Below are 21,910 nucleotides of genomic sequence, written 5' to 3'. Positions count from 1 at the left end.
GGAGACGCGGTGCACCATTCATTGGTGGCCGAAAAAGAGCAGGACCAGCGCGCGGACGAAGGCCGGAAGGCCGTGTTCAAGATCCCCAGCACGGCGTACATGGCGATCGCGCTCCTGACCGTGTGTGTGACACCGATCGCACTCGGGGAGATCAACGGGCTGCAATGGCTGTACATCTTCCCGATCGCGCTGTTCGTCTTCGTCGTGCGCACGCGCACCGTCGCGACGCGCCAGGGCCTGGCCGTGCGGACGGTGTTCGGCAAGCGCGACCTCCCGTGGTCGTCGCTGAAGGGACTCGCGATCACCGGCAGGGCGCGTGTGCGTGCCGTGCTGGGCGACGACACGCAGGTCACGTTGCCCACGGTGAGAACGCGCCATCTTCCGGTGCTCGCGCTCGTGAGCGAGGGGAAGATCAAGGACCCCTCGGGTGTGCTGAGTGACGAAGAGCTGAAGCCGGCCGCTGAAAAAGCAGCTGCGAAGCCGGCCGAGAAGGCCCCGGAGCAGACCCCCGAGGCCACGTCCGCCGAGACCGGCGGTTCCAAGGCCGAGCCCAGCGAGTAGAATTGGTAGGACCAGTTTGCGGAGCGGTCTCGTGACTCCGCCTGGACCAGCCTTCTGACCTGGGAGAATGCCGTGCCGCACCTCCGTTCCCGGACCACCACCCACGGCCGCAACGCGGCGGGCGCGCGCGCCCTCTGGCGCGCGACCGGGATGACCGACAGCGACTTCGGCAAGCCAATCGTCGCCATCGCCAACTCCTACACGCAGTTCGTGCCGGGCCACGTGCACCTCAAGGACCTCGGGGAGATCGTCGCCGAGGCCGTGAAGGAAGCCGGCGGCATCGCGCGCGAGTTCCACACGATCGCCGTCGACGACGGCATCGCGATGGGCCACTCGGGCATGCTCTACTCGCTGCCCTCGCGCGAGATCATCGCGGACTCCGTGGAGTACATGGTCAACGCGCACCAGGCCGACGCCCTCGTCTGCATCTCCAACTGCGACAAGATCACGCCGGGCATGCTCAACGCCGCCATGCGCCTCAACATCCCCACCGTGTTCGTCTCCGGCGGGCCGATGGAAGCGGGCAAGGCCGTGGTCGTCGGCGGCGTCGCCCAGGCACCCACCGACCTGATCACCGCGATCGCCGCGTCGGCGAGCAGCGAGGTCGACGAGGACGGGCTGTCGATCGTCGAGCGCTCAGCGTGCCCGACCTGCGGTTCCTGCTCCGGCATGTTCACCGCGAACTCTATGAACTGCCTCACCGAAGCGCTGGGCCTGTCGCTGCCGGGCAACGGCTCCACGCTGGCCACGCACGCCGCGCGCCGCGAACTGTTCTCCGGCGCCGGGCGCACGGTCATCGACCTGTGCAAGCGCTGGTACGGCGAGGACGACGAGTCGGCGCTGCCCCGCTCGATCGCCACCCGCGCCGCGTTCGAGAACGCGATGGCGCTGGACATGGCCATGGGCGGCTCGACCAACACCGTGCTGCACATCCTCGCCGCCGCACAGGAAGGCGAGGTCGACTTCACGATCAGCGACATCGACGACATCGGCCGCCGCGTGCCGTGCCTGTCGAAGGTGGCGCCGAACTCCGACTACCACATGGAAGACGTCCACCGAGCCGGCGGCATCCCCGCCATCCTGGGCGAGCTCTACCGCGGTGGCCTGCTGAACACCGGCGTCCACTCGGTCCACTCCCCCGACCTCGACTCGTGGCTGAACGAGTGGGACATCCGCGCCGAGTCGCCGTCGCAGAAGGCGCTGGAGCTGTTCCACGCCGCGCCGGGTGGGGTGCGCACCACCAAGGCGTTCTCGACGGAGAACCGCTGGTCGTCGCTCGACACCGACGCCGTCGGCGGCTGCATCCACGACGTCGAGCACGCGTACACGAAGGACGGCGGCCTCGCGATCCTGCGCGGCAACCTGGCCGAGAACGGCGCCGTGATCAAGGCCGCCGGCATCGACGAGGACCTGTGGCACTTCGAAGGCCCGGCGCGGGTGCTCGAGAGCCAGGAGGAGGCCGTGTCGGCGATCCTGAAGAAGGAGATCCAGCCGGGCGAGGTGCTGGTGATCCGTTACGAGGGTCCTGCCGGCGGGCCGGGCATGCAGGAGATGCTGCACCCCACCGCGTTCCTTAAGGGCTCGGGCCTGGGCAAGAAGTGCGCGCTGATCACGGACGGGCGCTTCTCGGGCGGCTCGTCGGGCATCTCCGTCGGCCACATCTCGCCGGAGGCAGCGGCGTGCGGCCTGATCGGCCTGGTCGAGAACGGTGACCGCATTCTGCTGGACGTCCACGAACGCCGCCTCGAGCTGCTGGTCGACGCCGAGATCCTGGCGGAGCGCCGGTCGAAGATGGAGACGGCGGAGCGGCCGTGGCAGCCGAAGGAGCGTCAGCGCCCGATCACGGCGGCACTGCGCGCGTACGCCCGGATGGCCACCTCCGCAGACACCGGCGCGGTGCGGGACCCGAACAAGTGAGCTTGACGGTTGAATGAGACGGGCCGTCCATCGCCGAGGGGGTGGACGGCCCTTTTCGTTCGTTGCCGCTGAGTGGCGACGGCGGTCTTCGTGCTGGTCAGCGGCCCGGCAAGAGCTCCGGATCACTCCGTCCGCCGGGCGGCGGCACTGCTTTTGCCACTCCGTGGCAAACCCCAGGTCAGCGGGTCAAAACGATGACCACCACCGAAGCCGCCGCTGCCAGCAGCAGCGAGACGACACCCAGGGGCAACGGCCGCTTGCGCCACGGCGTGTTCCGCTCCAGCGAGATCCGGCCGGCGCCGGTGAAAATCAGCGCGAGGGCCACCACGCCGATGAGGAGTTCGAACTCCCAGCCGCGGCCGTCGCCCTCGAAGAAGCCGCCGTGGAACTTCGCGAAGACGGCGCTGGCGGCGACGCCCAGGATCCCCGCGGCCGCGAGCGGCGTGAAGAGGCCCACGAGCAGCAGCGCGCTGCCGCCGACCTCGACGATGCCGGTGACCCACGAGAGCAGCGTGGTCTGCTTGTGGAAGCCGAATGTCTCGAGCAGGTGCGCGAACCCCGTGATGCCGGGTCCCCCGAACGCACCGAACAGGTGTTGCAGGCCGTGCGCCCCCACGATCGCGGCGAGCCCCAGGCGCAGGATCAGCAGGCCGAGGCCCAGGCCGCCCTGGCGCACCTCGTCGTCGTTGTCGTTCGTCGTGTCCCCGACCCCGGACAGCAGGCCGCTCTGGTAGTCGTCCCCTTGACTGGTCACGCGCGAAGGGTAGGGGATCCCGACCCCGGCCGCGAGCGAGCGCGCCGAGGTCAGGGGCCCTTCGCGTCAGTATTCGCGGTGCACGATGTTGTCGGGCAGCTCGCCGCCCGCGTAACGCGCGATCTCGGCCGCGGCGACGGCGTACGAGCGTCGCCGCACACCGGCGACGGCCCCGCCGACGTGCGGCGTGAGCAGCAGACCCGGCGCGTGCCACAGCGGGTGGTCGGCCGGCAGCGGCTCGGGGTCCGTCACGTCGAGCGCGGCACGCAGGCGGCCGGCGGTGAGCTCGGCCAGGAGCGCGTCGGTGCGCACGACCGGTCCCCTCGCGGCGTTGACGAGGACGGCACCGTCGGGCATCGCGGCGAGGAACTCGGCGTCGACCATCCCCCGCGTGCGCGACGTGAGGGGGACCATCAGCACCACGATGTCGTGGTGCGGCAACAGCTCGGGCAGCTCGGCGACGCCGTGGACCCCGTCGCGCGCCGACATGCCGACCATCGTGCAGCGGACGTCGAACGGTTCGAGCCGGCGCCGCAGCTGCCGCCCGAGGTCTCCGGCGCCGACGATGAGCGCGTGCTGGCCCTGGAGCGTTTCGGCGGAGCGGCGTTCCCAGTGGCGTTCGCGGTGGGCGTCGGCGAACACGTCCAGCTTCCGGTACATCGACAGCAAGACGGCGACGACCCATTCGGCCGTACTGCCGCCGTGGGCGCCGCGGCAGGTGGAGAGCAGGACGCCGTCGGGAAGCTTGCCGACCCAGTCCTCGGCGCCGGCGGAGAGCAGCTGCACGAGCTTGAGGTTCGGCAGTTCGCGCCACAGCTGGTCGCCCGCCGGGTGACGGCCGGGGATGAGGACCTCGGCCTTCGCGGCTTCCGGCGGCACGGGGTCGCCCCACTGGTAGCGCACGGCCTGCACCATCGGGAGCTCCGAGAGCGCCTCGACGCCCTCGTCGTCGGGGACCAGCACAGTCAGCGTCATGATCGCCACGTTAGCCACTTACTCCGCGCTCACGTGGGGGCACCTAGGCTGGAGCATCATGCGTACCCGGTACCGGTGGTCGGCGCCGCTGGCCCTCCTCGCCTCTGGCGGACTCCTGCTGTCGGGCTGCGCGCGGTTCGACGACACCGCGGCCGGCCAGACGTTCAGCGCCGCCCCCGTGCCCAGCCCCGAGTCGCCGCCGCAGGTGCAGGACCCGAACGACCCGTCCGGCGACGGCCAAGGCGGCGTGGGCCAGGGCGGTCAGCAACAGTCGCCCACGCCGATCCCGCCGCCGCAGGGGTGCAAGGACTTCGACAAGGCCGTGATCGCCACGTGCCTGGACACGGTCGCGGCCGTCGCCGGCCTGCCGGGCGACGGCTCGACGCCCGCGGCTCTCGCCGGTGAACGGAAATCGGGCCGCGTGGTTCTCGCCACAGCCGGCCGCGACGCGACGCCGTTCGAGCAGCTCGACGTCGTCGCCACCGGTGACGGCGGCCTGACCTCGCTGGTGCTGTCGCCGAGCTACGTCGAGGACCAGCTGGTGTTCGCGTATATCACCACCGCGACCGACAACCGCGTCGTGCGCTTCGCGAAGGGCCAGCCGCCGAAGCCGGTGCTCACGGGCATCCCGAAGGGCGCGACCGGCAACCGCGGCGCCCTCGTCGGCGACGGCCGCGGCGCCCTGCTCGTCGCGACGGGCGACGCAGGCAACCCCGCGTCAGCGGCCGACCCGAAGTCCCTGGCAGGCAAGGTGCTGCGCATCGACACATCGGGCAGCCCGGCCGCCGGCAACCCGACCGCGGGCTCCGCTGTGTACGCCTCGGGCCTCCACACCCCCGGCGGCCTCTGCATCTCCCCCGACGGCAAACGCGTGTGGGTCACCGACCAGACCTCCGGCCCCGACGCGCTGTACCGCGTCCAGGCGGGCCAGACCCTGTCGACGCCCGCGTGGACCTGGCCGGACAAGCCAGGCGTCCGGGGCTGCGCCGACTTCTCCGACTTGGACGGCACCCTGAGCATCGCGTCGTCCGCCGGCCTGCAGAACCTGCCGGTCAACCCGGACGGCGCTGTGACCGGCAAACCCAGCGTCAGCCTCGACGGCAAGGGCAAGCCCCCCACGACCTACGGCCGCCTCGCAGCCATGAGCATGATCAGCCCCCAACTGGCGGTCGCCGGCACCACCAACAAGGACGGCGGCAAACCCGTCTCCAGCGACGACCGCGTCGTCCTCATCACGATCGTCCAAACCGAGGGCGGTCCGGGGAAGGACTGAGGTCCGGCTTCGGGTCTGACCTGGGGGTTTGTGGTTGTCGCCGTTGAGCGGCGACAGGTGGTTCCGAGCTGGTCCTCGCCCGGCTCGTTGCCTCAGCTGATCGCCCGAGCGCGCTCCATCGACCGATGAACGCTCGGACTCCAGCCACCTTTCGATAGCTCGAAGCTTTTCGCCGTTCGGCGGCGATTGGTCGTCGCACCTCGGCGCCGCCGAACGGCACCGCAGCGGTCGCCACTCAGGGGCGAATCGCGGTCGCCGCTCCGAGACGAGCTGGCAGTCGCCATTCAGCGGCCAATCCGGCCACCATTCCCTGGCGAAGCGGCAGTCGCCACTCAGTCGCCAATCCCGGTTGCCATTCCCAGACGGGCCGACGGTCGCCTTTCAGCGGCGAATCATGTTCCCGCTCACAAGCGAAGCAGCAGCAGTCGCCACTCAGTGGCCAATCCCGATTGCCGCTCCCAGGCGAGCCGGCAAATCGCCGTTCAGAGGCGAACGCGTTGCCGCCCACAGGCGAGATGACCGTCGCCGTTGAGAGGCAACGGCGGTTTCGCCCCTCAGCGGCGAGACCGTGGAGCGCGGCTTTCCGCCCGCGCCGCCCGGATGTCCAGGATCGACGCGGCGATCGACACCAACACGGCGAGCAGCGCGACGTACCGGCCGACCCCCGGGTTGATCATCACGCCGGCGGTTTCCAGGAACGCCCGCTGGTCGCTGTCGAAGACCCAGTCCAGCGTCGTCCAGCCGATGACCATGAGCAGCAGCGCGGCGAGGTCCGCGACGAGCCACAGGTGCGGCAGGCCGCTGACCCGGACCTTCCTGACCTGCCCGAAGAACACCACCGCGAGCCCGACCAGCACCAGCACCAGCGGCGGGAACCATGAAAAGAAGTCCGAGTGCCAGGCCGAGCGCACGACATCGTCGTGGGGCAGGGAGTTGAAGGCGTCACGGACATCGGCCGTGGCCGTGTCGGCGGTGAGGACCGTCCAGGGAAGAAACAGCGCCACGAGCGCGAGCAGCCCGGCCCCCTGACCGAGCCACTCGCGCCACGTGACGCGTTTGACGGAGAACGCCACTCAGGAGCCGACGCGCTCGATGATGAGCTCACGCACGCGCTTGGCGTCGGCCTGGCCCTTGGTGGCCTTCATGACCGCGCCGACGATCGCGCCCGCCGCGGCGACCTTGCCGCCGCGGATCTTCTCCGCGACGTCCGGCTGCGCGGCCAAAGCCTCGTCCACGGCGGCGATCAGCGCGGAGTCGTCGGAAACGACCTTCAGCCCGCGCTTGTCCACCACCTCGCGCGGCGAACCCTCGCCGGCGAGCACGCCCTGCACGACCTCCTTGGCGAGCTTGTTCGTCAGCTCACCCGAGGACACGAGCGCGATCACCTCGGCCACCTGCACCGGCGTGATCGCCAGCTCGGCGAGCTCGACCTCGCGCGTGTTGGCCTCCTGCGCCAGCGTGTTGACCCACCAGCCGCGGGCTTCGTCCGGCTTCGCGCCGGCCTCGACCGTGGCCGCGACGAGGTCGACGGCGCCGACGTTCAGCAGGTCGCGCAACGCTTCGTCCGACAGGTTCCACTCGGTCTGAATCCGCTTGCGCCGCTCGGCCGGCATCTCCGGCAGCGTCTTGCGCAGCTCCTCGACCCAGTCGCGCGCCGGCGCGATCGGCACCAGGTCGGGCTCCGGGAAGTACCGGTAGTCCTCCGCGGTCTCCTTGGTGCGCCCGCCGGACGTGGTGCCGTCGGCCTCCTGGAAGTGCCGCGTCTCCTGCTTGATCGAGCCGCCGTCAGCGAGAATCGCCGCCTGGCGCGTCATCTCGTACCGAACGGCGCGCTCGACGCTGCGCAGCGAGTTGACGTTCTTCGTCTCCGTGCGCGTGCCGAACTCGGTGGCGTCCTTGTCCATCAGCGACACGTTCGCGTCGCAGCGAAGGGACCCCTGGTCCATTCGGACGTCGGACACGTCGAGCGCCCGCAGCAGGTCACGCAGCGCCGAAACGTACGCGCGCGCCACCTCCGGCGCCCTCTCTCCGGTGCCCTCGATCGGCTTGGTGACGATCTCGATCAGCGGCACGCCCGCGCGGTTGTAGTCCAGCAGCGAATAGTCCGCGCCGTGGATCCGGCCGGTCGCGCCGCCCATGTGCAGCGACTTGCCGGTGTCCTCCTCCATGTGCGCGCGCTCGATCTCCACGCGCACGACCTCGCCGTCGTCGAGCGTGACGTCGAGGTAGCCGTTGAAGGCGATCGGCTCGTCGTACTGCGAGGTCTGGAAGTTCTTCGGCTGGTCCGGGTAGAAGTAGTTCTTCCGCGCGAAGCGGCACCACTCGGCGATCTCGCAGTTGAGCGCCAGCCCGATGCGGATCGCGCCCTCCACGGCCTTGCCGTTCACCACGGGCAGCGCGCCGGGCAGGCCGAGGCACGTGGGGCACGTCTTCGTGTTCGGCTCGCCGCCGAACTCGTTGGCGCAGCCGCAGAACATCTTCGTCTTCGTGTTGAGCTCGACGTGGACCTCGAGCCCGAGCACCGGGTCGAAGCGCTCGATGACCTCGGCGTAGTCCATCAACTCGGCCACGGCAGTCACTTCGTTCCTCCCAGCTCCGGGACCTGGTGCACGAGCGACCCGCCGGCGGCGGCGTCGCGTGCGGCCTCGTAGGCGGCGCCGACGCGGTAGAGCCGGTCGTCGGCGAGCGCCGGGGCCATGATCTGCAGGCCGACCGGCAGGCCGTCCTCGTCGGACAGTCCACTCGGGACGCTCATGGCGGCGTTGCCCGCGAGGTTCGACGGGATGGTGCAGAGGTCGGCGAGGTACATCGCCATCGGGTCGTCCACGCGTTCGCCGATCTTGAACGCCGTGGTCGGCGTGGTCGGCGACACAAGCACGTCCACCTGCTCGAACGCGGAGGTGAAGTCCTGCGTGATGAGCGTGCGCACCTTCTGGGCCGAGCCGTAGTAGGCGTCGTAGTAGCCCGACGAAAGCGCGTACGTGCCCAGCATGATGCGGCGCTTCACCTCGGCGCCGAAGCCCTTTTCGCGCGTCAGGGACATGACTTCTTCGGCGCTGTGCGTGCCGTCGTCGGCCACGCGCAGGCCGTAGCGCATCGCGTCGAACCGCGCGAGGTTCGAAGACGCCTCGCTCGGCGCGATCAGGTAGTAGGCCGGCAGCGCGTAGACGAAGTGCGGGCACGAGACCTCGACCACTTCGGCGCCCAGCGCGCGCAGCTGCTCGACGGCGGCGTGGAACGACCGCAGCACACCGGCCTGGTAGCCGTCGCCGGCGAACTCCTTCACCACGCCGACGCGCACGCCCTTGAGGTCGCCACTGGCCCCCTCGCGCGCCGCGGCGACGACCGGCGGGACCGGTGCGTCGATCGACGTCGAGTCCATCGGGTCGTAACCGGCGATGACCTCGTGCAGCAGCGCGGCGTCGAGCACCGTCCGCGCGCACGGGCCGGCCTGGTCGAGCGACGACGAGAAGGCGACGAGGCCGTAGCGCGAAACCCCGCCGTACGTCGGCTTCACGCCGACCGTGCCCGTGACGGAGCCCGGCTGGCGGATCGAGCCGCCGGTGTCCGTGCCGATGGCCAGCGCCGCCTCGAACGCCGCGATCGACGCCGACGAGCCGCCGCCCGAACCGCCCGGGATGCGGGCGTGGTCCCACGGGTTGTGCGTGGGGCCGAAGGCGGAGTTCTCAGTGGACGAGCCCATGGCGAACTCGTCCATGTTCGTCTTGCCGAGGATGACGACGCCGGCTTCGCGCAGCCTGCGCGTAACCGTCGCGTCGTACGGCGGGATCCACCCCTCCAGCGTGCGCGAACCGCACGTGGTGGGGATGCCCTCGGTGGTCAGCACGTCCTTCAGCGCCAGCGGCACGCCCGCCAGCGACGACGCGGGCTGCTCCCCCGCGGCCAGCTTCTCGTCGACGGACTTGGCCGCGCCGAGCGCGCCTTCCGTGTCGACGTGCAGGAACGCGTGGACGTGGTCGTCGACCTCGGCGATCCGGTCCAGGTGCGCCTGGGTGACCTCGACCGCGGAGACCTCGCGCGAGTGGATCTTCGCCGCCAGCTCGGCGGCGGTCAGCTTGACGAGTTCACTCACTGTTCTTCTCCCAGAATCCGCGGCACCCGGAACCGGCCCTCCTCGGCGGCCGGCGCGCCGGCCAATGCCTGCTGCTGCGTCAGGCAGGGGCGGATCTCGTCCTCGCGGAAGACGTTCGTGAGCGGCACGGAGTGCGAGGTCGGCGGGACGTCTGCCGCGGCGACCTGACTCACCTTCGCCACCGAGTCCAGGATCTGGTCGAGCTGGCCCGCGAAGACGTCCAGCTCGTCATCGGTGACGGCCAGCCTGGCCAGCTTGGCGAGGTGCGCGACCTCGTCTCGGGAAATGTTGGGCACGCGGGTGACTCCCGGGGTGTGCTGTGCGGGTGCGGTCGGAAGCTGCAAGTCTATGGTGGCGGCGCCGGACGGCTCGACCGGGTTATGGCCGGACCTGCTGCGACCCGGGGAGTCCCGTTCGCCGGACGGCGGTCCCCAAGTAGTACCCGGTCTGTCACAATCGGCGCCCGGTTACCGCGTTCCGCGACAAGACGGAACGCCTGAGGCGAGAGGGGCGTGTGGTGTCGTTCCTGCTGCGGGTCCAGCTTCCGGACTCCCCCGGCACCCTCGGCGCCGTCGCGACGGCGCTCGGCACCGTCGGCGCCGACATCCTCAGCGTCGACGTCGTGGAGCGCGGCGGCGGGGTCGCCATCGACGACCTCGTGGTCGAGCTCCCGTCCGGCCGCCTGCCGGACGCCCTCATCACCGCGGCCGAGAGCATCGAAGGCGTCGAGGTCGACGCCGTCCGGCCGTACGCCGGGATTCTGGACACCCACCGCGAGCTGGAGCTGGTCGAGGAGATCGCGGCCCAGCCGAAAACCGGGCTCGACCTGCTTGCCGAAGGTGTGCCGAAAATCATCCGCGCCGGTTGGGCCGTCGTCGTGGAACACCGGGAATCGGGCACGCGGCGGCTGGCTTCGTCGAGCGCTGCGCCGGAGAACCCGTTCACGGACCTGCCCTGGCTGCCGCTGGAGCGCGCCACCGTCCTCGACGGCGAAGAGGACTGGATCCCGGAAACGTGGAAGGAGCTGGGCACGGAGCTCGCGGCGACGCCGCTGGGCAAGCCGGGCAAGGCTCTTCTCGTGGCTCGTCCGGGCGGTCCCAACTTCCGTGCCGCGGAGGTCGCCCGCCTGGCCCACTTCGCCGGAATCGTCGCCGTCGTTCTGGACGGCTGACGGGTCCCGGATTCAGGCGCTGAGCTGGGATTCGCCGCAGAACGGCGATGCCTTCCGTCGGCGCGCGACGGTCCCCTCAGGGCGGCGTTTCTGACCGTTCGACGGGGTCGCCGCTGAGGGGCAATGACGTCTCAGCCGAGAAGCGCTGGCCCAATCCACGCGCGAGCACGCCCGCCCGTCGGCGACACCGATCCGTGGTGTCGCCGACGGGCGGCAACACTCCAAGTCGGCGAACCACAGCCTCCCGGCGCTCGGACCGCTCGCCCAGCCGTCGCCGACGCGGGTTCGCTGTCGAGCACCTCAGCACCCCGCGACTACACGAGATCCGCCGCCACAATCAGGCCAGCAATCGAACCCTGCCCGCGTCCCTCCGGACACCCGATCCCAGCCCGGCGCGAACCGTCGCCTCTCAGCGGCAAAAGACCCTGACCAGCCGAAACAGCCTACAGATCGTACTCAAACGCGATCAAGCTGATGTTCGGAAACGGCTTCCAATCCCGCTCCGGCAATCGCCGAAACCCGATGCGCTCATACAGCCGATGAGCCGTCCGCATCCGATCAAGACTGCTCAACACGACTTTCCCCAACCCCAGCTCCCGTGCCCGCTCCAGCACCGCCCGCGTGAGCGCCTCGCCGATCCCACGCCCACGCGCCGATCCGGCGACGGCCAGCATCCGGAACTCCAGCTCACCCTCACGTGAGATCTCCGCGTACGACGTGCCCGGTCGCACCACCGCGACCGTCCCGAGGACCACGTCGCCATCGACAGCCACCAGCAGCTCGGCGTGCTCCGCCCTGTGCGCGACGTCGCGCAGCTCGTTCTCGTACCCAACCTCGTCGGAGAGCAGGCCGTCCAGGCGGTACGCCTCGACCGTCAGCTCCCCCACCACCGCGAGCTCCTCGTCCCGCGACACCCTGATCTCGACGTCACCCATCGGAGGGCTCTTCGTCCGGCTCGGCGGTGCCGGTATCCAGCGCCACCTCGGCGGCCGCGTCCGGACCCCGCTCAAGCAGCACGCGGAAGCCGCCCTCGTCGAGCACCGGCACCTTGAGCTGCGCGGCCTTCTCGTACTTCGACCCCGGCGCCTCGCCCGCCACGACGAACGCGGTCTTCTTCGACACCGACCCCGCCGCCTTGCCGCCGCGGGCCATGATGGCCTCCTTGGCCTCGTCGCGGGAGAATCCGTCGAGCGAGCCTGTGACCACGATCGACAGCCCCTCGAGGTGACGCGGGATCGAGTCGTCGCGTTCCTCTTCCATCCGCACGCCGGCGCGTCGCCATTTTTCGACGATCTCCCGGTGCCAGTCGACTTCGAACCACTCCTGCACGGCGTGCGCGATGGTCGGCCCGACGCCGTCGACGTCGGCGAGCTCTTCCTCACTCGCCTCCTCGACGCGCTCGATCGAGCCGAACTCGCGCGCCAGCGCCTGCGCTGCTGTGGGCCCGACGTGGCGGATCGACAGCGCGACGATCACCTTCCACAAGGGACGGTCCTTCGCCACGTCGAGGTTCGTCAGGAGTTTCCGCGCGTTGGCCGAGAGGTCGCCCGCCTTGGTGCGGAACAGTTCCACCTCGGACAGCGCGTCCTCGCTGAGGTCGAACACGTCGCCCTCGTCGGCGACCACGCGCGCGTCGAGCAGCGCGACGGCCGCCTCGTACCCGAGCACCTCGATGTCGAACGCGCCACGCCCGGCCAGGTGGAACAGCCGTTCCCGCAGCTGCGCGGGGCAGAAACGGGTGTTCGGGCAGCGGATGTCCTTGTCGCCTTCCTTCTGGTAGGCGAGTTCCGTGCCGCATTCCGGGCAGTGCGTGGGCATGACGAACTCGCGCTCGTCGCCCGTGCGCGCGTCGACGACCGGTCCCATCACCTCGGGGATGACGTCGCCCGCCTTGCGGATCACAATGCGGTCGCCGATCAGCACGCCCTTGCGCTTGACCTCTTCCGCGTTGTGCAGCGTCGCGCGCGCCACCGTCGAACCCGCGACCTTCACCGGCTCCGTGACGGCGAACGGCGTGACGCGCCCCGTGCGCCCGACGCCCACCTGGATGTCGAGCAACGTCGTGATCGCCTCTTCCGGCGCGTACTTGTAGGCGATCGCCCAGCGCGGCGCGCGCGAAGTGGTGCCCAGCCGGCGTTGCAGCGCGACTTGGTCGACCTTGATCACGACGCCGTCGATCTCGTGCTCGGCGTCGTGCCGGTGCTCGCCCCAGTACGCGATGTGGTCGGTGAGCTCCTTCGCCGTGTGCAGCACGCGCGTGTGCGGCGAAACCGGCAGCCCCCACGCCACGAGCGCGTCGTACGCGTGCGACTGCGTGACCGGTTCGAAGCCCTCGCGCTTGCCCAGGCCGTGGCAGATCAGCCGCAGCCGGCGTTCCTTGGTGATGCGCGGGTCCTTCTGCCGCAACGACCCGGCGGCCGTGTTGCGCGGGTTCGCGTACGGCGGCTTGCCCGCTTCGACCATCTTCGCGTTGAGTTCCAGGAAGTCCTCGACGCGGAAGAAGACCTCGCCGCGCACCTCGATGAGCTTCGGCACGGGGAACTCGTCGGTGCCGGTCAGCTCGTCGGGGACCTGCTCCAGCGTGCGGATGTTGAGCGTGACGTCCTCGCCCGTGCGGCCGTCGCCGCGGGTCAGGCCACGCGTGAGCTTGCCGTCCTCGTAGAGGAGGTTGATGGCCAGGCCGTCGATCTTCAGCTCGGCCAGGTACTCCGTGGAACCGATCTCCTTCTCGACGCGCTCCACCCAGGTGAGGAACTCGTCGGTGTCGAAGACGTTGTCCAGGCTCAGCATGCGTTCGAGGTGGTCGTACGCGGTGAACCCGGTGGAGAACGTGCCGCCGACGTTCTGCGTCGGCGAGTCCGGCGTGACCAGCGCCGGGTACTCGTCCTCGAGCGCCTGCAGCTCGCCGAGGAGCGCGTCGAACTGCCCGTCGGAGACGATGGGCGAGTCCAGCACGTAGTAGCGGAACTGGTGCCCGCGGACGTCCTCGGCGAGGGCGCCGTGGCGTTCGCGCACGTCGGCGGGGACGTCGGTGACGTCCTGGGCCGCCACTGCCGGTTCGGCGGGGGCGGCCAACTGGTCGTGGGGAAGGTCGCTGCTCACGGGTGGTAACCCTAGCCGGAGGTGCCGACAGTTTCGTCCTCTTGCCCGTTCAGACCCCGGACCAGGTCACGGAGCTCCAGGAGGCTGATCGTGCCCTCCGGTTCGGTTTCCGCTGTCTCGACGCGGCGTAGCCGTTCGGCGGCGACGCGCTCACCGAGCGTGGCGTCCAGAGGGAGGAAGGTCATGGTGGTGCGCGCCGCCGGCTCGAGGTCGGCCAGCGCGGGGTGGTAGACGGCCACGTCGACCACGTCCTCGTCCACCTGCGCGACGACACGCACGTCGGCCAGCGCGATGCGGTGGTCGCCGAGGTTCACGGTGACCTCGGTCGGGTCCGGGACCGGCGGCACGGAGTCGTGGTGCTCCCAGATGGCGTCGTCCGGCGGGGCGGCGGCCTTCCAGGCGTCGGTGAACGGCCGCAGTTCCGGATCCTCCTGGCCGGTGACCACGAGGGCGTAGATGGCCTGACGGCCGCGTTCCAGGGAGAAGTGCAGCCGCGGGTGCAGAGCCTCGACCAGCACGCAGAGATCGTGCTCGACGCGGTGCGGTTCGCGGTCGCCCAAGGCCGCGTTGACCACCGGGAGGAGCTCGAACCAGCCTTCCCAGAACTTCGCCGCGGCCGCCTCGACGTCGGACGGCACGAGCTGGGCCGGCCACGGCGTGCGCGGGTCGGGCGGCGCGGCTTTGGCGTCGGTATCGGCGCGGGCAGCGCGGCGGCGGAACAGGCCCATGGAACATCCCCCGTTGTCGATCGTTGCCCGACACGCTACCGCGAGCTCACCACGTCTCGGGCGGCTCCATGAAGGCCTTGCCGAGGTCGCGGGTGAGGGCGAGCGCGCGGCGCATCCACTCGTTCGTCGCGCCGGCCATGCCGCAGGTCGGCGTCGGGACGGCGCGTTCGGCCAGGATCGACCGGTTGAACCCGAGGCGGTCCACGAGCCTGAACGCGGGTCCGGCGACGTCCTTCAGCGTCGGGCGCGTACCGGGATCCGTCGCCGGGACGAGGCCGAGGAACAGCGACGTGCCGCCGTCCCACGTTTCGCCGATCGCGTCCAGCGTCTCGGCCGAGGCCTTGCCGAGCAGCGTGACGTCGAACGCGATGGCGTCCGCGCCGGCGGCCCTGAGCAGCGCGAGCGGCGGCTTCGGCGCGCAGCAGTGCACGACGACGGGCTGGTCCGTGATCGCCCGCACGCCCTCGATCATGGTCGACAGGAGCTCCCGCGCTTCCGGCTCGGGGACGGCCGCCACGTTGCCGTAGCCCGACGGCGTCGACAGGCTCCCGGCAAGCACCGCCGGCAACGACGGCTCGTCGATCTGCACGACGATCGGCGCCCCGATGCGCGCCTTCAGCTCGGCGACGTGCTGGGCGAGGCCGTCCAGCAGCGAGGACGTGAAGTCCCGCAACGCACCGCGGTCGGTGAGGACCCGATGCCCGCGCGGCAGCTCGATGCCGGCACCGAGCGTCCACGGCCCGGCCACCTGTGTCTTGAACACCGGCGGCACGACGCCGGCTTTTTCACGCGCTTCCTGCACGGCGTCGAGGTCCCACTGCAGGAGGTCGCGCCCCCGCCGGTGATCGTGCCCGGGCCTCCCCGCGACGCGGTACCCGCTCGGCACTACCTCCACGGCCAGGTCCACGAGCAGCGCCGCGGTGCGGCCGAGGATGTCGGCCCCCACCCCACGCCCCGGCAACTCAGGCAGGTGCGGGAAGTCGGGCAGCTCGCCGAACACGACGGCAGCCGCCTCGGCCGGGTCCGCCCCGGGCATCGAGCCGATCGCCGTGGCGGCGCCGTCTGGCCAAGCTCGTTCAGTCACGGGCGAATTCTCGCCGAACCCACCCGCATGCCTCCCACCGCCCTCGCCGGGGTCACCCGAGTGAGCCGGACATTCGCCGCATATCCCTTTGCCAGCACCGAATACGCGGAGACAGCGATACTCTGGATGGCCATGACGAGCTCCTCGCCACCACCGCCGGGCCGGCACCCCGACGAGGTGAGTCCCACCCGGCTGCGCCGGTGGGACGACGAGCCGCGCATCCCTGAACGCCGCTACCCAGGCCGCACCTTCGGCGGGACCTTGTTCACCGAAGCTGTCCTCATCGTCAGCCGACGCGCCGAGGTCGTCGAGACCACCGAGGAGTTCAGCGTCTTCGACCGCGACGGCACTCGCGTCGGCGGCGTGGCCGACGTCAGCCAGGGCTTCCTACACAAGGCCGCGCGCCTGTTGCCGAAGTACGACCAGTACGTCACCCACAAGTTCGAGGTCCGCGACGCCAACCACAGCACAGTGCTGAAAGTGGCGAGACCGGCCAAGGACCTGCGCACGCGCTTCGTCGTCACCCGCGCCGACGAAACCCCGATCGGCGAAATCGTCCCCACCCGCACCCCGGGCGAGACCCGCTTCACCTTCGTCGTCGACGGCCGCACAGTCGGCCGCGTCGCCGCCTCCGGCCAGCAAGCGTGGGACGTAACCATCAAGAACCACGCCGACACCGAGGTCGCCCGCGTCAGCCGCTCGCCATCCGGGCCCTCGCCGATCGCCGGCGACACCTACCTTGTCGAAATCCCGCGCCAGCTGCCCGAACCCCTGGCCAGCATGGTCGTCGCCACAACCCTCACGATCGACACCGCCCTCACCCGCCAGACCTCCTGAACACGTGACCGTTGTCTCAGGCCGCCCAGGTGGACACCACGCCGGTGACGGCCCAATGTGAGGCGAAAGGCCGGGACGCCGAAGTCCTGCCTGGACGGAGGTCGCCGTGGAGCCGTTGCCCGAAGACAGCAACCGGAACTGGACAGAACCGGGGGTCTACGAAGTGGCCTCCGGCGTCTACCGGATCCCGTTGCCGTTGCCGAACGACGCCCTCCGCGCAGTGAACGTCTACGCAGTCACCGACGGCACCACCCTCGCCCTCGTCGACTCCGGCTGGGCCCTCACCGAAGCACGCCAACTCCTGGCCGAGGCGCTCAAGGGCATCGGCGCCGAACTCGGTGATGTGCGCGAGTTCCTCGTCACCCACGTGCACCGCGACCACTACACCCAGGCCGTCGCCCTTCGGCGCGAATTCGGCAACAAGATCTCCTTGGGCCAGTTGGAGGAACCTTCGCTGAAGGTCACCGCCGACCCGGACCAGCTCCCGATGCACGCCCAGATCGAGCTCCTCCGCCACTCCGGCGCCGACGAAGTCATCGCCGCTCTGGGGCGAATGTTCGCCGACGTCCCCCGCCGCACCGACCTCGACCTGTGGGAGGACCCGGACGAGTGGCTCACTCCTGGCCGCCGCCAAGTCCTGCCGAACCGTGAGCTCGAAGTGGTCCACACTCCTGGCCACACCACCGGCCACGTCGTCTTCCTCGACGACGCCGCAGGCCTGTTGTTCTCGGGCGACCACGTACTCCCCCACATCACGCCGTCGATCGGCTTCCAGCCCGTGCCGGCCGAGTTGCCGCTCAACGACTACCTCGACTCACTGCGCCTGGTCCGCGCCCTGCCCGACCAGCGCATGCTGCCGGCGCACGGCCCGGTGGCGGACAGCGTGCACAAACGCATCGACGAACTGCTCGAACACCACCGCCAGCGCCTCGAGAAGATGGCCGCCCAGGTCGACGCCGGAGCCAGCACCGCGTTCGAGACCGCCAGCCGGCTGGGCTGGACCCGCCGTGGCCGCAAACTGTCCGAAATGGACGCGTTCAACCAGATGCTCGCCGTCCTCGAAACGGGCGCCCACCTCGACCTCCTGGTGTCGCAGAACAAGCTGACGGTCCAGCAGATCGGCGGAGTTCGCCACTACCGGACGAACTGATCGGCCACCAGCGGCGAGAGCTCCAACCACAACGGCCACGCTGGAATACTGATCACCATGCCCGGTATCACCGTGAGGAAAGCGCGCCGCGACGACGTCGAAGCCATCGTGCGCATGCTCGTCGACGACCAACTCGGGGCGACCAGGGACTCAGCCGACGACCTCGAGCCCTACCTTCGCGCGTTCGAAGCCATCGACGCCGACCCGCAACAGCTTCTGGTCGTGGCAACGTCGAACGACGAACCCGTGGCAACGCTGCAACTGACGATCATCCCCGGCCTCGCGCGTCAGGGCGCCCTGCGCGGGCAGATAGAAGCGGTGCGGGTCCGGGGCGACCATCGAGGCGCCGGGCTCGGTGGAGACCTCATCCAATGGGCGATCGACGAGTCCCGCCGGCGCGGATGCGCCCTGGTGCAACTCACCTCCGACACCTCCCGGACCGCAGCGCATCGGTTCTACGAACGACTCGGTTTCGTGGCCAGCCACACCGGTTTCAAGCTGCACCTCTGACCTTTCCTCCGACTGTCCATTCCGCACAGTTCATCCTGGCCGCCGCAGCACCCGACGACTCCACGTTGCCACGAATCCCCGGTGACGCCTAGAAAAGTGCGCGAACGGCCCATTCGTACCGTTTTGATGACCACGCACCAGCCGATGCGTATCGTCGCCGCCATGACCAAATCGAAGTCGGCGAACGCAGCCGCCGACGATTCAAACAACACCCCCGAAACCGCCGATCTCGACTTCCTTCTCCGTGCCATGCAAGCGAATCTCGAGATTTTCGAGCGCTTGCAGACAGGGCAGCTCATGCAGGTGGCCAAGGACGCGGGTCACCAGATCGCCCGACTTCAAGCGCTTCAACTCCACTGCCTCGCCGGGCTGCGCAGACGAAGATCGGACGCCCGAGAACTGGCCTCTGAAGTGGCGTTGACCTTGCACCTCACAGACAACCGGGCCGGCGCCATGATTTCCGCGGCCGAGGCCCTGGCGAACCGACTCCCTCGGACCTTTCGCCTGATGGACAGCGGGTTCGTCGACCTGTATCGCGCCATGAAGGTCACCGAGGGCACTGTGTGGCTGTCCGATCACCACGCCCGAATCGTCGACACCCTGCTCGAAGACCGCCTATCCGACAAGAACCCGACACAGATCCGCAAAGCCACCGCGTACGCCGCGATGAGGACCGACCCCGAAGGAGCGGCGAACCGCGTCACGCAACGGCGCGCTGAACGCCGGACCGTGCTCCACCACCAGTCCGAGGGCATATCGCAGCTCTCCATCGACAACGCACCCACGGAGAAGGCCACTGCCGCTTATCTCCGTATCGACAAAATCGCCCGGGCTCTCAAGACGAGCGACGAGAAGCGGACGCTCGACCAGTTGCGCGCGGACGTCGCGCTCGACCTCCTGCTGACGGACAAGGGTGGCGTCGCCGAGCAGGCCGAGGTCTACCTGTACGTCGACCTCCAGACCTACCTGGGGCTTAACGACGACCCAGCTGAGCTGGCCGGGCACGGGCACGTTCCGGCCGAGGTCGCCCGGCACATCGCGACCGGTCCCGACACGACGCTGCGGCGGATCATCACCGACCCGCTCACCGGGCAGGTGATCGAAGTCGGCAAGTTCCGTTACCGGCCGAGCATCGACGTCGAGGAGTTCGTGCGAGTCCGGGACCGCGAATGCCGTCAACCCGGTTGCCCGCGGCCTGCGCACAACTGCCTGACCGAACCGACGCCGACGAAGACCGGGTCGGCAACCGACACTGACGGAACACTGAGCTACTGCATCCACCACAGGCGCCTCAAGAATCGCACCGATTGGAAGTATCAGGTCCTCGACGACGGAAAGCTCGTCATCACGACGCCGACCGGCCAAAAGGTCGAGAGCATCCCGCCCCCGCTCCACGAGCCTGGCTCGCAGGTCGAGCACCCCGTGGAGACCCGAAAGGGAGCCTGAGCGACGAGGTCAGCGCGTACTGGAAATCTTCGCGCTGCCGAGTACGAGATCGCCGGCACCTGCGTCCGGCCGGTACAAGACCACGACCTGCCCCGGAGCAACGCCCCGGAGCGGCTCACGCAGCTGGACGCTGACGTGCTCGCCGTCGGCCTCGGCCACCGCTTCGGCGATGCCACCGTGCGCACGAACCTGCACGACGCATTCGGTCGGACCGTTTAGCGCGCGACCACTGGGCCAGATCACCCGGTCGGCCTCGATCAGTTCAACACCAAGGCCGGTCGACGAACCGACCTTCACCGTGCCCGAAACAGGCTCGAGCGAAAGCACGTACCGGGGTCGCCCGTCAGTGGCCGGCGCGTCAATGCCGAGGCCCTTGCGCTGGCCGACGGTGAAGCCGTGCACGCCCGTGTGCTGCCCGAGAACGGCTCCGGTCTCCGCGTCGACCAGCTGACCCGGTCGCTGCCCCAGTCGGTTCTCGAGGAACTGCTTGGTGTCGCCATCGGGGATGAAGCAGATGTCGTGGCTGTCCGGCTTGTGAGCCACCGAAAGGCCACGCTGCTCCGCCTCGGCGCGGACGTCGGACTTCCACGAGTCGCCCAGCGGGAACATCGCGTGACCGAGCTGTTCGGGCGTAAGGGAAGCCAGCACGTATGACTGGTCCTTGCCCTCGTCGGCGCTCCGGCGAAGCTCGAGCTCGCCATCAACCGTCGCGAGGCGCGCGTAGTGGCCGGTGGCCACGGCATCGAAGCCGAGTGCCATTGCCTTCTCCAGCAACGCCTCGAACTTGATCTTCTCGTTGCAAGTCACGCACGGATTGGGAGTTCGGCCGGCCGCGTATTCGCCGACGAAAGTCTCGACGACCTCTTCGGTGAAGCGCTCGGCGAAATCCCAGATGTAGAAGGGAATCCCGAGGATGTCGGCTGCGCGGCGGGCGTCGTGCGAGTCCTCGATGGTGCAGCAGCCGCGCGAGCCCGTCCGCAGCGTGCCTGGTTTCGCGGACAGCGCCAGGTGCACACCGACGACATCGTGGCCAGCGTCAACCGCCCGCGCCGCAGCGACGGCCGAGTCGACTCCTCCACTCATTGCAGCCAGTACCCGCATCGCTTACACCTCTTGCTTCTGGGTCTGCTTGCGCATGCCGGCAAGTCCCGCCTGCCGCGCCCGGGCGACGACCCCGCCGATCTCCCGCGCGAGCGCGGTCACGTCATCCAATGTCGACGTGTGGCCCAGCGAAAAGCGCAGCGAGCCGCGGGCGGCCGCGGCGTCAGCGCCCATCGCCAGCAACACGTGGCTCGGCTGGGCGACACCCGCGGTGCAGGCCGAGCCGGTGGAGCATTCGATTCCCTTGGCGTCCAGCAGCATCAGCAGGCTGTCGCCGGCACAGCCGGGGAAGGTGAAGTGAGCGTGGCCCGGCAGGCGCTCGCCGCGTCCGCCGTTGAGGATCGCGTCGGGGATCTCGCGCTGGACGGCCGCGATGAGTTCGTCGCGGAGCTTCTCCACGCGCGCGGCGTATTCGGCGCGGCTCTCCGCAGACACGCGGACGGCGGTGGCGAAGCTGACGATGGCCGGGACGTCGAGGGTGCCGGAGCGCACGCTGCGTTCCTGGCCGCCACCGTGGAGAACCGGGGTGCACTCGGTGTCACGGCCGAGCAGGAGAGCGCCGACGCCGTACGGGCCGCCGAGTTTGTGGCCCGTCAAGGTGAGGGCGGAGGCGCCGCTGGCGGCGAAGTCGACAGGGACGGCGCCGACGGCCTGGACGGCGTCGGTGTGCAGCGGGATGTCGTGCTCGGCGCAGATGGCGGCGAGCTCGGCGATCGGGTTGATGCTGCCGACCTCGTTGTTGGCCCACATGACCGTTGCGAGGGCGACGGTCTCGGGCGAGGACTCGATAGCGGCGCGCAAGGTGGCCGGCGAGACGCGGCCCTGGTCGTCGACCTCGAGCCAGGTGATTTCGGCGCCGCACTGGGACTCGAGCCATTCGACGGTGTCGAGGACGGCGTGGTGCTCCACGACGCTGCACAGGATGCGGCGGCGGGCGGGGTGAGCGCTCTGGCGAGCCCAGTAGATGCCCTTGACCGCGAGGTTGTCACTCTCCGTGCCACCGCCGGTGAAGATCACCTCGGAAGGCCGGGCGCCCAGGGCTTCGGCGATGATCTCGCGGGATTCCTCCACGACGCGGCGTGCACGACGTCCCGAAGAGTGCAGCGCGGAGGCGTTGCCCACGGTGGACAAAGCCTCAGTCATCGCCGCTACGGCTTCGGGCAGCATCGGGGTGGTCGCCGCGTGGTCGAGATAGGTCATCGCCACAT

20 protein-coding genes are annotated in these 21,910 nt (G+C 69.7%); 8 read left to right on the top strand and 12 right to left on the bottom strand.

Annotation, left to right across the window (positions count from 1 at the left end):
- The first annotated feature begins 24 nt into the window (after positions 1-24).
- Positions 25-561, top strand: coding sequence for a PH domain-containing protein (locus K1T34_RS27095; protein WP_220237606.1), 537 nt, complete (start codon positions 25-27; stop codon positions 559-561).
- Positions 562-633: 72 nt separating this feature from the next.
- Entirely contained in the window at positions 634-2,478 is a 1,845-nt protein-coding gene (ilvD, locus tag K1T34_RS27090; RefSeq protein WP_220237605.1) for a dihydroxy-acid dehydratase, read from the top strand.
- 178 nt (positions 2,479-2,656) lie between these two features.
- On the opposite strand, the gene K1T34_RS27085 is transcribed toward ilvD, so the two are convergent.
- Both K1T34_RS27085 and K1T34_RS27080 read right to left on the bottom strand, forming a co-directional pair.
- The gene (locus K1T34_RS27085; RefSeq protein ID WP_220237604.1) at positions 2,657-3,232 is read right to left on the bottom strand and encodes a DoxX family protein; all 576 of its coding nucleotides are present in this window, start codon (positions 3,230-3,232) and stop codon (positions 2,657-2,659) included.
- A 66-nt stretch (positions 3,233-3,298) separates the two neighbouring features.
- Complete coding sequence (locus tag K1T34_RS27080) at positions 3,299-4,207, bottom strand: 2-hydroxyacid dehydrogenase (RefSeq protein WP_220237603.1); 909 nt, start codon at positions 4,205-4,207, stop codon at positions 3,299-3,301.
- 58 nt (positions 4,208-4,265) lie between these two features.
- On the opposite strand from K1T34_RS27080, the gene K1T34_RS27075 reads away from it, so the two are divergent.
- Positions 4,266-5,480 (top strand): sorbosone dehydrogenase family protein, encoded by a 1,215-nt coding sequence (locus K1T34_RS27075; RefSeq protein ID WP_220247436.1) that lies wholly within the window; start codon positions 4,266-4,268, stop codon positions 5,478-5,480.
- Between the two features lie 554 nt (positions 5,481-6,034).
- Here K1T34_RS27075 and K1T34_RS27070 read toward each other — a convergent pair.
- The 4 genes from K1T34_RS27070 to gatC are packed head-to-tail and all read right to left on the bottom strand — an operon-like array spanning position 6,035 to position 9,869.
- On the bottom strand, positions 6,035-6,553 hold the full coding sequence (locus tag K1T34_RS27070; RefSeq protein ID WP_220237602.1) for a hypothetical protein: 519 nt from the start codon (positions 6,551-6,553) through the stop codon (positions 6,035-6,037).
- Entirely contained in the window at positions 6,554-8,059 is a 1,506-nt protein-coding gene (gene gatB, locus K1T34_RS27065; protein WP_220237601.1) for an Asp-tRNA(Asn)/Glu-tRNA(Gln) amidotransferase subunit GatB, read from the bottom strand.
- Positions 8,056-9,573, bottom strand: coding sequence for an Asp-tRNA(Asn)/Glu-tRNA(Gln) amidotransferase subunit GatA (gene gatA, locus K1T34_RS27060; RefSeq protein WP_220237600.1), 1,518 nt, complete (start codon positions 9,571-9,573; stop codon positions 8,056-8,058). The genes gatB and gatA overlap by 4 nt, the downstream gene beginning before the upstream one ends.
- Positions 9,570-9,869, bottom strand: a complete 300-nt coding sequence (gene gatC / locus K1T34_RS27055) for an Asp-tRNA(Asn)/Glu-tRNA(Gln) amidotransferase subunit GatC (protein ID WP_220237599.1) — start codon at positions 9,867-9,869, stop codon at positions 9,570-9,572. The genes gatA and gatC overlap by 4 nt, the downstream gene beginning before the upstream one ends.
- 221 nt (positions 9,870-10,090) lie before the next feature.
- Between gatC and K1T34_RS27050 the strand changes: the two genes are divergently transcribed.
- On the top strand, positions 10,091-10,744 hold the full coding sequence (locus K1T34_RS27050) for an amino acid-binding protein (RefSeq protein ID WP_220237598.1): 654 nt from the start codon (positions 10,091-10,093) through the stop codon (positions 10,742-10,744).
- A 443-nt stretch (positions 10,745-11,187) separates the two neighbouring features.
- Here the strand turns inward: K1T34_RS27050 and K1T34_RS27045 are convergent, their stop codons facing one another.
- The 4 genes from K1T34_RS27045 to K1T34_RS27030 are packed head-to-tail and all read right to left on the bottom strand — an operon-like array spanning position 11,188 to position 15,658.
- A complete protein-coding gene (locus K1T34_RS27045) occupies positions 11,188-11,679 on the bottom strand; it encodes a GNAT family N-acetyltransferase (protein ID WP_220237597.1) in 492 nt (163 codons plus the stop codon).
- Complete coding sequence (ligA, locus tag K1T34_RS27040) at positions 11,672-13,846, bottom strand: NAD-dependent DNA ligase LigA (protein WP_255637615.1); 2,175 nt, start codon at positions 13,844-13,846, stop codon at positions 11,672-11,674. The genes K1T34_RS27045 and ligA overlap by 8 nt, the downstream gene beginning before the upstream one ends.
- A gap of 11 nt (positions 13,847-13,857) precedes the next feature.
- Complete coding sequence (locus K1T34_RS27035) at positions 13,858-14,574, bottom strand: hypothetical protein (RefSeq protein WP_220237596.1); 717 nt, start codon at positions 14,572-14,574, stop codon at positions 13,858-13,860.
- A gap of 46 nt (positions 14,575-14,620) precedes the next feature.
- Entirely contained in the window at positions 14,621-15,658 is a 1,038-nt protein-coding gene (locus K1T34_RS27030) for a methionine synthase (RefSeq protein WP_220237595.1), read from the bottom strand.
- A 132-nt stretch (positions 15,659-15,790) separates the two neighbouring features.
- On the opposite strand from K1T34_RS27030, the gene K1T34_RS27025 reads away from it, so the two are divergent.
- From K1T34_RS27025 to K1T34_RS27010, 4 genes are all read left to right on the top strand, one after another.
- Positions 15,791-16,495, top strand: coding sequence for a scramblase (locus tag K1T34_RS27025; RefSeq protein ID WP_220237594.1), 705 nt, complete (start codon positions 15,791-15,793; stop codon positions 16,493-16,495).
- Positions 16,496-16,601: 106 nt separating this feature from the next.
- Positions 16,602-17,645: an MBL fold metallo-hydrolase gene (locus K1T34_RS27020; RefSeq protein WP_220237593.1), complete on the top strand. Its 1,044-nt coding sequence runs from the start codon at positions 16,602-16,604 to the stop codon at positions 17,643-17,645.
- A gap of 57 nt (positions 17,646-17,702) precedes the next feature.
- Positions 17,703-18,155, top strand: coding sequence for a GNAT family N-acetyltransferase (locus K1T34_RS27015; RefSeq protein WP_220237592.1), 453 nt, complete (start codon positions 17,703-17,705; stop codon positions 18,153-18,155).
- A gap of 126 nt (positions 18,156-18,281) precedes the next feature.
- A complete protein-coding gene (locus tag K1T34_RS27010; protein WP_220237591.1) occupies positions 18,282-19,601 on the top strand; it encodes a DUF222 domain-containing protein in 1,320 nt (439 codons plus the stop codon).
- Between the two features lie 9 nt (positions 19,602-19,610).
- Here the strand turns inward: K1T34_RS27010 and mnmA are convergent, their stop codons facing one another.
- Complete coding sequence (gene mnmA, locus K1T34_RS27005) at positions 19,611-20,702, bottom strand: tRNA 2-thiouridine(34) synthase MnmA (protein WP_220237590.1); 1,092 nt, start codon at positions 20,700-20,702, stop codon at positions 19,611-19,613.
- 3 nt (positions 20,703-20,705) lie between these two features.
- The gene (locus K1T34_RS27000; protein ID WP_220237589.1) at positions 20,706-21,902 is read right to left on the bottom strand and encodes a cysteine desulfurase family protein; all 1,197 of its coding nucleotides are present in this window, start codon (positions 21,900-21,902) and stop codon (positions 20,706-20,708) included.
- Positions 21,903-21,910 lie beyond the last annotated feature (8 nt).

The sequence above is a fragment of the Amycolatopsis sp. DSM 110486 genome (genome assembly GCF_019468465.1).
Classification (GTDB): Bacteria; Actinomycetota; Actinomycetes; order Mycobacteriales; family Pseudonocardiaceae; genus Amycolatopsis.
The sequence above is the reverse complement of the archived record's forward strand: the minus strand, read 5'-3'. Positions and strand labels throughout refer to the sequence as shown.